The sequence below is a fragment of the Geminicoccus flavidas genome, from assembly GCF_009806515.1.
Lineage (GTDB): Bacteria > Pseudomonadota > Alphaproteobacteria > Geminicoccales > Geminicoccaceae > Geminicoccus > Geminicoccus flavidus.
Genome location: NZ_WUJP01000376.1, coordinates 1 through 10,521, shown reverse-complemented (window position 1 = coordinate 10,521; position 10,521 = coordinate 1). Strand labels below are relative to the sequence as shown.

Sequence of the window (10,521 nt, the reverse complement as noted above, 5' to 3'; positions counted from 1 at the left end):
TATATCGCGGCGGCCGGTATGACTGTGGCGACAAACTCGGCTACGTCGAGGCCGTGGTCGCCGCCGCACTGCGGCGGCCCGATCTGGCCGGCGGTGTGCGCGAGATCCTGTCCCGCTACCGCTGAGCCTCCTTTCTCGACCTGCGAAACGCCCTTGTATTTCTGGAGACGTGCATGCGCATTGCGATGATCGGCGTGGGCTATGTTGGCCTGGTGTCCGGTGCATGCTTTGCCGAGTTCGGCCATGACGTGACCTGCATCGACGTGGATCCGAAGAAGATCGCGATGCTGGAGGCAGGCGGGATCCCGATCTACGAGCCGGGGCTGGACGCGCTGGTCGAGAAGAACGTCAAGGCGGGGCGGCTGACCTTCACGACCTCGCTGGAAGAGGGCGTGCAGGACAAGGAGGCGATCTTCATCGCGGTGGGCACGCCGACCCGCCGGGGTGATGGCCATGCCGACCTCACCTACGTCTTCGCCGCGGGCGAGGCGATCGCCAAGGCGCTGAAGGCGCCGACCGTGGTGGTGACCAAGTCGACCGTGCCGGTGGGTACTGGCCGCAAGCTCAAGGAACTGTTCCGCAAGGTCCGCCCGGACCTGCAGGTCGAGATCGCTTCCAACCCGGAGTTCCTGCGCGAGGGCTCGGCGATCGAGGACTTCATGCGCCCGGACCGGGTGGTGTGCGGGGTGGACAGCGAGCTGGCGCGCGAGGCGATGATCGGCTGCTACCGGCCGCTCAACACGATCGAGGTGCCGATCCTGTTCACCAGCCTCGAGACTTCCGAGCTGATCAAGTACGCGACCAACAGCTTCCTCGCGACCAAGATCACCTTCATCAACGAGATGGCCGACCTGTGCGAGCGGGTGGGTGCGGACGTGAACGAGGTGGCGCGCGGCATGGGGCTGGATGGCCGGATCGGCCGCAAGTTCCTCCATGCCGGCCCGGGCTATGGCGGCTCGTGCTTCCCCAAGGACACGCTCGCCCTGGTGCGCACCGCCGAGCAGAACGGGGTGGACCTGCGCATCGTCGAGAGCACGATCGCGGTCAACGAGATGCGCAAGCGCAAGATGGTGCGCAAGATCACCGACGCCCTGGGCGGCTCGGTGGCGGGCAAGACCATCGCGGTGCTGGGTGTGACCTTCAAGCCGAACACCGACGACATGCGCGACGCGCCGTCGCTGGTGGTGCTGCCGTCGCTGAAAGGCGAGGGGGCGGAGATCCGCGCCTACGACCCGGAGGGCAGGAAGGAGGCGGAGAAGCTCCTGCCCGAGGTGGTCTGGGCGCAGGACCCTTATGACGCGGTGACCGGGGCGGATGCGATCGTGGTGCTCACCGAGTGGAACGAGTTCCGCGGCCTGGACCTGGACCGCGTGCGCGATCTGGTGAACGCGCCGCGCATCATCGACCTGCGCAACATCTTCAACCCCGCCGAGGTCGCCCAGCGCGGCTTCAGCTATGTCAGCATCGGACGGCCGAGCGTCGGCGCGGCCTAGGAGCTGCGCCCAGCCTTCAACGCCCTCTCGGAGCATTTCAGGAGCCCTTCATGGCCGGTCACAAGCTGCACCCATCCATCCTGCGCGAGTACGACATCCGCGGCATCGTCGGCGAGACCCTGTTCGCCGACGATGCGCTGGCGATCGGCCGGGCGTTCGGGACCGTGGTGCGTCGCAATGGCGGCCAGCGGGTGGCGGTGGGCTATGACGGCCGGCTGAGCTCGCCGGACCTGGTGGCGGCCGTGATCCGCGGCATCACTTCGGCCGGCGTCGACGTGGCCGCGGTGGGGCTGGGCCCCACGCCGATGCTCTACTTCGCCGTGCATCACCTGGGCACCGATGGCGGGCTGCAGATCACCGGGTCGCACAACCCGCCGAGCCATAACGGCTTCAAGATGATGCTCGGCAAGCACTCGTTCTTCGGCGAGGGCATCCGGGAGCTCGGCCGGCTGATCGCGGCCGGCGACTTCGAGACCGGCAAGGGCAAGGTCGAGGAGGTCTCGGTCTTCGACGACTATGTCACGCGGCTCGCCAAGGACTACCAGGGTACGAGGCCGGTCCATGCGGTCTGGGACGCCGGCAACGGTGCTGCCGGCCCGGCCATGACCGCCCTGGTGGCAAAGCTGCCGGGCACCCACGAGTGCCTGTTCGCCGAGGTGGACGGCCGCTTCCCCAACCACCATCCCGACCCGACCGTCCCGGAGAACCTGGTGACGCTGATCGAGCGGGTGCGGTCGTCGGGTGCCGAGATCGGCATCGGCTTCGACGGGGACGGCGACCGGATCGGCGTAGTCGATTCCACTGGCCGGATCGTCTGGGGCGACCAGATCCTGCAGATCCTCGCAGCCGACATCCTGCCGGAGATGCCCGGGGCGGCGGTGATCGCCGACATCAAGTCGTCCAAGGGCCTGTTCGACGAGATCACGCGCCTCGGCGGCCGGCCGATCATGTGGAAGACCGGCCACTCGCTCATCAAGGACAAGATGATCGAGGAGGAGGCGCCGCTCTCGGGCGAGATGAGTGGCCACATCTTCTACAAGCACAAGTTCTACGGCCACGACGACGCGCTCTACGTCGCCGTGCGCCTCCTGGACATCCTGTCGCGCAGCGGCCGGACGCTGAAGGACTGGCGCGATGCGATGCCCAACGTGATCGCCACGCCCGAGATCCGCTTCGACTGCGAAGAGGAGGTCAAGTTCCCGGCGATCCAGCACGTCAAGACGAAGCTGGCGAGCCAGGGTGCCAAGGTGAACGACATCGACGGCGTGCGGGTCGATACCGAGGACGGCTGGTGGCTGCTCCGCGCCTCCAACACCCAGGCCGTGCTGGTGGCCCGCGCCGAGGCCAGCTCGGAGGACGGGCTGGAGCGGCTCAAGGGGGCGATCCGCACCGCACTGGACGGCTCGGGCGTCGAGGCTCCGGCCGAGTTCTGAGGGCGCCCCCGGGCGGGCGGGGAGTTCAGGCGGGCAGGGGCCCCAGGCCCGCCGCGTCCTCGCCGCGGTGAAAGGCGATCGACATGCGGAAGCTCTGGGCGATCCGCTTGGCGAAGCCGATCACGACCGGAGCTGCGTCCGGCTCGAACACCTTGCTGGCCGTGGCCCGGAACAGGGCCAGCCAGCGCTGGAAATGTGCGTCCGAGAGTTCGGGCATCAGCAGATGCGGCCGGAGCGGGCGGCCGTCATAGCGGCTGGTGCGCAGCAGCACCGACGACCAGAACGCGCACATCTTGTCCAGATGGACCGGCCAGCGCTCCGGCTGGATCCTGCCCAAGAACACCGGGCCGATCAGGTCGTCGGCGCGCACCGCGGCGTAGAAGCCGTGGACCAGGGCGTGGATGCGCTCCTCGTCGATGCCGGGGCGGGGGATGCTGCCGAGAGCCATGGCGGATTCTTCGAATGTGACCGGGATTGTCTTTCCTGCATGTGGGTATGGCGGGGGTGGTGCCGGTGCGTCCGATCGCAGCGGATGGACGGCACGAGACAGGTTGCAGGGACCGCGCAGTTCGGCTATCACCCGCCGCCACGGACGGTGGCGTCTTCGCCGCCGTGGCTTTTGTCGTCTCCGGAGCAGATCATGGCGAAGATGAAGACCAAGCGGAGTGCCGCGAAGCGCTTTAGCTTCACAGCCTCTGGCAAGGTCAAGCATGGTGGTGCGAATCATCGCCACTGCCTCACCGCAAAGCCCAAGAAGGCCAAGGTCAGCCATCGCGGCGGTGCCCACTATCTCGAGCGTGGCGACGCCGCTCTCGTCAAGATCATGATGCCGTACGCCTGACCCTTTATTCGATTCGGAGTTCGCTGAAATGGCGCGCGTCAGCCGGGGGGTCACCTCCCACGCCAGGACCAAGAAGGTCCTGGACCAGGTCAAGGGCCATCGCGGCCGGCGGTCTACCTGCATCCGCACCGCGATGCAGTCGATGGAGAAGGCGCTCCAGTACGCCTACCGCGACCGTCGCAACAAGAAGCGCGACTTCCGCGCTTTGTGGATACAGCGGATCAACGCCGCGGCGCGCCAGGAAGGCATGACCTACGGCAACCTGATCCACGGTCTGTCGCTGGCGGGCATCGAGCTGGACCGCAAGGTGCTCTCCGACATTGCCGTGCACGATGCGGCCGCGTTTGCCGGCATCGTCGCTCAGGCGAAGGGTGCGCTGTCGGCCTGACCGCCCTGGCCCCGCGATCGCGGGGCCGAGGCACGGTCGGCCGATCCGACGACCGCTTCGATTGAGCGACTGCGAAGGGGCCACTCGGCCCCTTTTTGCTTTTCTCCTCCCGGACCAACGCCCCGGAACCGATCATGACCCTCGATGTCGGAAGTCTGCGCGACCAGGCCCTGGCTGCCATCGATGCCGCCGCCGACCTGCGCGCCCTGGACGAGGTGCGCGTCTCCTATCTGGGCAAGAAGGGTGCCGTCACCGGCCTGCTCAAGCAGCTGGGCGGCATGGACCCGGACAGCCGTAAGGAGGCCGGCCGCCAGATCAACGAGCTCAAGGACCGGCTCGAATCCGCACTCGGCGAACGCAAGGCCGGGCTGCAGGCCGCGGCCCTGGAAGCCCGCCTCCAGGCCGAGCGGGTCGACGTGACCCTGCCGGCGCGCGAGGAGCAGGTCGGGCGGATCCACCCGGTCAGCCAGGTCACCGACGAGATCATCGCGATCTTCGCCGACATGGGCTTCGCGGTGGCCGAGGGGCCGGACGTCGAGGACGACTTCCACAATTTCGAGGCACTCAATCTGCCGAAGGAGCATCCCGCCCGGCAGATGCACGACACGTTCTATCTCGAAGCCGAGCAGAACGGGGCCCCGCTCCTCCTGCGCACCCACACCAGCCCGGTGCAGATCCGCACCATGCTGGCCGGCAAGCCGCCGTTCCGCATCATCGCACCCGGCCGGACCTACCGGGTCGACAGCGACATGACCCACACGCCGATGTTCCATCAGGTGGAGGGGCTGCTGATCGACCGGCGCACCCATATGGGGCACCTCAAGGGCTGCCTGATCGACTTCGTGCGCAGCTATTTCGAGAGCGACCGGATCCCGGTCCGCTTCCGGCCGTCCTACTTCCCGTTCACCGAGCCGTCGGCGGAGATGGATATCGGCTGCAAGCGGTCGCAGGGCGAGCTGGTCGTCGGCGAGGGCAGCGACTGGCTGGAGATCCTGGGCTGCGGGATGGTCCATCCCAAGGTGCTGCGCGCGGTCAATCTCGATCCCGACGAGTGGCAGGGCTTCGCCTTCGGCATGGGCATCGACCGGGTCGCCATGCTCAAGTACGGCATTCCCGATCTGCGCACCTTCTTCGAGGCCGACCTGCGCTGGCTGAAGCATTACGGCTTCATGCCGCTCGACGTTCCCACCCTGGCTGGGGGGCTGTCCCGATGAAGTTCACGCTGCCCTGGCTGAAGGAGCATCTCGACACCACGGCGGGTGTCGAGACCATCGCCAAGAAGCTCACCGATCTGGGTCTCGAGGTCGAGGACGTCACCGATCCGGGTGCCGCGCTGGCCGGGTTCCAGGTGGCCGAGATCATCGAGGTGGCGCGCCATCCGCAGGCGGACCGGCTTTCCGCGCTCAAGGTGCGGACCGCCGACGGCGTGCTGAGCGTGGTCTGCGGCGCCCAGAACGTGCGCCAGGGCCTGCGTGGCATCCTGGCGCGTCCTGGCCATGTCGTGCCGGCCACCGGGGTCACCCTGACCAAGGCGGAGATTCGCGGCGTCGCGTCCGAGGGCATGATGTGCTCCTGGCGCGAGCTGGGCCTGGGCGAGGACCATGAGGGCATCATCGACCTGCCGGGCGAGCCCGAGGTCGGTATGCCGGCGGTGGCAGCGCTCGGCATCGAGGGGCCGGTCATCGAGCTGAAGGTCACGCCCGACCGGGCCGACTGCTTCGGCGTCAACGGCATCGCCCGCGACTTGGCGGCAGCCGGCCTGGGCAGGCTGAAGTCGCGCGACTTCAGCCCGGTGGCACCCGGCACCGACGCGGTGACCCGCACCCGCCTGGCCTTCGCCCCGGGCAATGAGGGCGCCTGTCCGCTGTTCGTGACCCGCACCATCAAGGGCGTGCGCAACGGGCCCAGCCCCGACTGGCTGCAGCGCCGGCTCACGGCGATCGGGCTCCGGCCGATCTCGGCGCTGGTGGACATCACCAACTACCTGACCTTCGACCTCTGCCGCCCGCTGCACGTGTTCGACCGGAACAAGCTGCAGGGCGATCTCGTGCTGCGCGAGGCCGAGGGCGGGGAGACGCTGGTCGGGCTGGACGGCCGCACCCACACGCTGACCGCCGGCATGACGGTGATCTGCGACGACACCGGCGTGGTGAGCCTGGCCGGCGTAGTGGGTGGCGAATCCACCAGCTGCGACGAGGGCACCACCGACGTGGTGCTGGAGGTGGCGCTGTTCGACCCGCTGCGCACCGCCGAGACCGGGCGGCGCCTTAGCATCGACAGTGATGCGCGGGCCCGGTTCGAGCGCGGCATCGATGCCGGGCTGGTGCTGCCGGGCACCGAGTTCGCGACTCGGCTGATCCTGGAGCTGTGCGGCGGCCGGGCTGGCCCGGTGGAGATCGCCGGCAAGGTGCCGGAAGTGCGGGGAAGGCTTACCTTCCACACCGCCCAGATCGGGCGGCTGGCCGGGATCACGGTCGAGCGCGACGAGATGGAGGCCGGGCTGAAGGCGCTGGGCTTCGGCGTGGACGGCGGCCCCGACCTCTACGAGATCACCATCCCCTCCTGGCGGCACGACGTCTCGACCGAGGCCTGCATCGTCGAGGAGGTGGCGCGCCTGCACGGCTACGACCACATCCCGCCGGTCTCGGTGCCGCGCATGGCGGCCGTGTCCGCCCAGGTGCTCACCCCTGAGCAGCGGCGCCGTTCCGACGTGCGCCGCCTGGCGGCCGCGCGCGGGCTGATGGAGGCGGTGACCTGGTCGTTCATGCCGGAAGGGCTGGCGATGCGCTTCGGTGCGGCGGAGCCGATCCGACTGCAGAACCCGATCCATGCCGACCTCTCGGCACTGCGGCCCTCGCTCCTGCCGAACCTGCTGGCCGCGGTCCGGCGCAATGTCGACCGGGGCTTCCGCGGTGGCGGGCTGTTCGAGGTCGGGCCGCGCTTCATGGCGGCCGAGCCCGGCCGCCAAGCCTGGAACTGTGCCGGGCTGCGCTTTGGCGAGCTGCGCCAGCGCAACTGGCTGGAGCCGGTGCGCAATGTGGACGTGTTCGACATCAAGGCCGACGTGCTCGCATTGCTGACGGCGGCCGGTGCCAAGGTCGATACCGCGCAGATCAGCACGGACGCGCCGGACTGGTTCCATCCGGGCCGCTCCGGCCGGGTGCGGCTGGGCCCGCAGGTGCTGGCCTCCTTCGGCGAGATCCATCCGGCGGTGCTGGCCGAGCTCGGCATCGAGCTGCCGGTGGTGGCGTTCGAGTTCGATCTGGACAGCCTGCCCAAGCCCCGGGCCAGGGCCGTGCGCGGCAAGGGTGCCTTGCAGGCATCGCCCTTCCCGGCAGTGGAGCGCGACTTCGCCTTCCTGGTGGAGGAAGGGGTGACCGTGGACGCGATCCTCAAGGCGATCCGCCAAGCGGAAAAGCAGCTGGTCCGCGAGGTGTCGGTGTTCGACGTCTATCGCGGCCAGGGCGTGGAGCCGGGGAAGAAGTCGGTGGCGGTGGCCGTGCGCCTGCAGGCGCAAGACCGCACGCTCACCGAACCGGCGATCGAGGCCGTCTCGCAGCGGATCGTGGCGAGCGTGGCCAAGGCGACCGGCGCCAGCCTGCGCGGCTGAAGCTGGAGCCGAGGACGCGCCGCTAGCCTGGCGCGTCCTTCCTCGGTCCTGTCGTCATTGCCGCTTCGGGCTTGCCTGCCCGGCCATGACCGGTTTGTCTGCCGGCAGGGCCGGTGCAGGGACATCCGGCATCCGACGATCAGGGAAGACGAGATGGCCAAGAGGCTGCGCTTCGGCATGTTCATGGCGCCGTTCCATGCGCCCGGCACCAACCCGACCCTGGCGCTCCAGCGCGACCTGGAGCTGGTCGAGCACCTGGACCGGCTGGGCTATGACGAGGCCTGGATCGGCGAGCATCATTCGGCCGGCAGCGAGCTGATCGCCTCGCCGGAGATCTTCATCGCCTCGGCCATCGAGCGGACCCGGCACATCAAGCTTGGCACCGGCGTAATCAGCCTGTCCTACCACAACCCGCTCTGGGTGGCCGAGCGGATCGTGATGCTCGACCATTTGAGCCGCGGGCGGGTGATGTTCGGCGCCGGGCCAGGTGCCTTGCCGACCGATGCGCAGATGATCGGCATCCAGCAATCGGACACCCGCCGGCTCCTGGAGGAGAGCTTCACGATCATCATGCAGCTCCTCACCAGCGAGGAGCCGGTCACCTTCAAGAACGAGCGCTGGGACCTGCGCGAGGCCCGGCTGCATCTGCGGCCCTATTCCGAGCCCCTGTTCGACATCTGTGTGGCCGCCGCCGCCTCGCCGTCCGGGCCGAGGCTGGCCGGCCGCCATGGCGTGGGCCTGCTGGCGGTGGGCGCCACGCTGGCGGCGGGCTTCGATGCGCTGGCCCTGCACTGGAACGTGATGGAGGAGCAGGCGAAGCACTATGGCACCACCGTCGACCGCGCCAAGTGGCGGCTGGTCGGGCCGGTCCATTGCGCGCCTACCGTGGAGCAGGCCTATGCGGAGGTGCGCTACGGCATCGAGCAGTGGTTCCGCTACTTCCAGTCGGTCGCGGCCTTCCCGCAGATGGTGGTGGACGGCAACGACCCGCACGAGATGACCGAGTTCGTGAACCAGTCGGGCATCGGCGTGATCGGCACGCCCGAGATGGTGGCGGCGCAGATCGAGCGGCTGGACCGGCAGTCCAACGGTGGCTTCGGCGCCTACCTGATGCTGGCCCATGAATGGGCGGACCCGGATGCCACCAAGCGCAGCTTCGAGCTGGTGGCGCGCAGCGTGATGCCGCACTTCCAGGGCCATTACCGGCCCACGATCGAGGCTACCGAGCGGGCACGGGCGGTGCGCGGCGACTTGGCCGGCCAGCAGGCCCAGGCGGTGGAGGCGATGAAGGCCAAGTACGAGGCGGAACGTAGCGGCCGCGGCTGACCGGCTGCACGATCGATCGCAGTTTCATGTGCCCCGGGATTGCGTGCCCGGGGCTTGGCTTCTGGTGCGGGTCCGTGCAGATAGCACCTGCCGCGTCCCATCCAGGCTGCCATGACCAACCTCGCCCGTATCCGCAACTTCGCCATCGTCGCGCATATCGACCACGGCAAGTCGACGCTCGCCGACCGCTTCATCGAGATGTGCGGCGGGCTTGAGGCGCGCCAGATGACCAGCCAGGTGCTGGACAGCATGGACATTGAGCGCGAGCGCGGCATCACGATCAAGGCGCAGACCGTCCGGCTCGCCTACCGGGCGAGGGACGGCCACGACTATATCTTCAACCTGATCGACACGCCCGGCCATGTGGACTTCTCCTACGAGGTGTCGCGGTCGATGCGGGCCTGCGAGGGGGCCATCCTGCTGGTCGACGCCACCCAGGGCGTCGAGGCGCAGACCCTGGCCAATGCATATCAGGCGATCGACGCCGACCTGGAACTGATCCCGGTCCTCAACAAGGTCGACCTGCCGGCCTCCGAGCCCGACCGGGTGAAGGCGCAGATCGAGGACATCATCGGCCTGGATGCCTCCGAGGCACTGATGATCTCGGCCAAGACCGGCCAGGGCGTGGATGAGGTGCTGGAGGCAGTGGTCCGCCAGATCCCGGCACCGAAGGGCGACCCGGATGCGCCGCTGCGCGCCCTGGTCGTGGACAGCTGGTACGATCCCTATCTGGGCGTGGTCGTGCTGATCCGGATCCGCGAGGGCACGATCTCCAAGGGCACGCGCATCCAGATGATGGGCACCCGCGCGGTGCATCCGGTCGACCGGGTCGGCGTGTTCACGCCCAAGAAGGTCGAGGTGGACTCGCTGGGCCCTGGCGAGGTGGGTTTCCTCACCGCCGGCATCAAGGAACTGGCGGATGCCCAGGTGGGCGACACGATCACCGAGGAGCGGCGGCCGGCCCCGGAGCCGCTGCCGGGCTTCCGGCCGTCCCAGCCGGTGGTCTGGTGCTCGATGTTCCCGACCGACACGGCCGAGTTCGGCAATCTGCGCGAGAGCTTGGCCAAGCTGCGCCTGAACGACGCCAGCTTCGCCTACGAGCCCGAGCAGTCGCTGGCGCTGGGGCCGGGCTTCCGCTGCGGCTTTTTGGGCCTCCTCCATCTGGAGATTATCCAGGAGCGACTGGATCGCGAGTTCGATCTCGACCTGATCGTCACGGCTCCGTCGGTCATCTACAAGGTGCACATGACCGACGGCAGCGTGCACGAGATGCACAATCCGGCGGACTATCCGGACGTCACCAAGATCGACTTCATCCAGGAGCCCTGGATCAAGGCGACCATCCTGGTGCCGGACGAGTATCTGGGGGCGATCCTGTCGCTCTGCTCGGAGAAGCGCGGCCGGCAGATCGAGCTGACCTATGTCGGCAA

At 68.4% G+C, this 10,521-nt stretch carries 9 protein-coding genes; 8 read left to right on the top strand and 1 reads right to left on the bottom strand.

The window, feature by feature from the left end; translation table 11 throughout:
- The first annotated feature begins 173 nt into the window (after positions 1 to 173).
- On the top strand, positions 174 to 1,493 hold the full coding sequence (locus EQG76_RS10665; RefSeq protein WP_159713201.1) for a UDP-glucose dehydrogenase family protein: 1,320 nt from the start codon (positions 174 to 176) through the stop codon (positions 1,491 to 1,493).
- A 50-nt stretch (positions 1,494 to 1,543) separates the two neighbouring features.
- On the top strand, positions 1,544 to 2,926 hold the full coding sequence (gene pgmG / locus EQG76_RS10660) for a phosphoglucomutase/phosphomannomutase PgmG (protein ID WP_159713191.1): 1,383 nt from the start codon (positions 1,544 to 1,546) through the stop codon (positions 2,924 to 2,926).
- A 25-nt stretch (positions 2,927 to 2,951) separates the two neighbouring features.
- Here the strand turns inward: pgmG and EQG76_RS10655 are convergent, their stop codons facing one another.
- Positions 2,952 to 3,374 carry a group III truncated hemoglobin gene (locus EQG76_RS10655; protein WP_159713189.1) on the bottom strand — a complete coding sequence of 141 codons (423 nt, stop codon included), beginning with the start codon at positions 3,372 to 3,374 and terminating at the stop codon, positions 2,952 to 2,954.
- A 192-nt stretch (positions 3,375 to 3,566) separates the two neighbouring features.
- Between EQG76_RS10655 and rpmI the strand changes: the two genes are divergently transcribed.
- The 6 genes from rpmI to lepA form a co-directional block, all read left to right on the top strand.
- Entirely contained in the window at positions 3,567 to 3,767 is a 201-nt protein-coding gene (gene rpmI / locus EQG76_RS10650; RefSeq protein WP_159713187.1) for a 50S ribosomal protein L35, read from the top strand.
- A gap of 28 nt (positions 3,768 to 3,795) precedes the next feature.
- The gene (gene rplT, locus EQG76_RS10645) at positions 3,796 to 4,155 is read left to right on the top strand and encodes a 50S ribosomal protein L20 (protein ID WP_159713185.1); all 360 of its coding nucleotides are present in this window, start codon (positions 3,796 to 3,798) and stop codon (positions 4,153 to 4,155) included.
- 134 nt (positions 4,156 to 4,289) lie between these two features.
- Positions 4,290 to 5,369: a phenylalanine--tRNA ligase subunit alpha gene (gene pheS, locus EQG76_RS10640; RefSeq protein ID WP_159713183.1), complete on the top strand. Its 1,080-nt coding sequence runs from the start codon at positions 4,290 to 4,292 to the stop codon at positions 5,367 to 5,369.
- The gene (pheT, locus tag EQG76_RS10635; protein ID WP_159713181.1) at positions 5,366 to 7,765 is read left to right on the top strand and encodes a phenylalanine--tRNA ligase subunit beta; all 2,400 of its coding nucleotides are present in this window, start codon (positions 5,366 to 5,368) and stop codon (positions 7,763 to 7,765) included. Before pheS ends, pheT begins: the two co-directional genes overlap by 4 nt.
- Positions 7,766 to 7,918: 153 nt before the next feature.
- A complete protein-coding gene (locus EQG76_RS10630; protein ID WP_159713179.1) occupies positions 7,919 to 9,091 on the top strand; it encodes an LLM class flavin-dependent oxidoreductase in 1,173 nt (390 codons plus the stop codon).
- A gap of 111 nt (positions 9,092 to 9,202) precedes the next feature.
- Positions 9,203 to 10,521 (top strand): translation elongation factor 4 (lepA, locus tag EQG76_RS10625; RefSeq protein ID WP_159713177.1); only part of this gene is annotated, 1,319 nt, incomplete at its 3' end.

Coding starts and splice junctions, on each gene's coding strand:
- EQG76_RS10655 (WP_159713189.1), bottom strand. CDS start 3,374: ATGGCTCTCGGCAGCATCCCCCGCCCCGGCATCGACGAGGAGCGCATC.
- EQG76_RS10630 (WP_159713179.1), top strand. CDS start 7,919: ATGGCCAAGAGGCTGCGCTTCGGCATGTTCATGGCGCCGTTCCATGCG.
- EQG76_RS10665 (WP_159713201.1), top strand. CDS start 174: ATGCGCATTGCGATGATCGGCGTGGGCTATGTTGGCCTGGTGTCCGGT.
- rplT (WP_159713185.1), top strand. CDS start 3,796: ATGGCGCGCGTCAGCCGGGGGGTCACCTCCCACGCCAGGACCAAGAAG.
- rpmI (WP_159713187.1), top strand. CDS start 3,567: ATGGCGAAGATGAAGACCAAGCGGAGTGCCGCGAAGCGCTTTAGCTTC.
- pgmG (WP_159713191.1), top strand. CDS start 1,544: ATGGCCGGTCACAAGCTGCACCCATCCATCCTGCGCGAGTACGACATC.
- pheT (WP_159713181.1), top strand. CDS start 5,366: ATGAAGTTCACGCTGCCCTGGCTGAAGGAGCATCTCGACACCACGGCG.
- pheS (WP_159713183.1), top strand. CDS start 4,290: ATGACCCTCGATGTCGGAAGTCTGCGCGACCAGGCCCTGGCTGCCATC.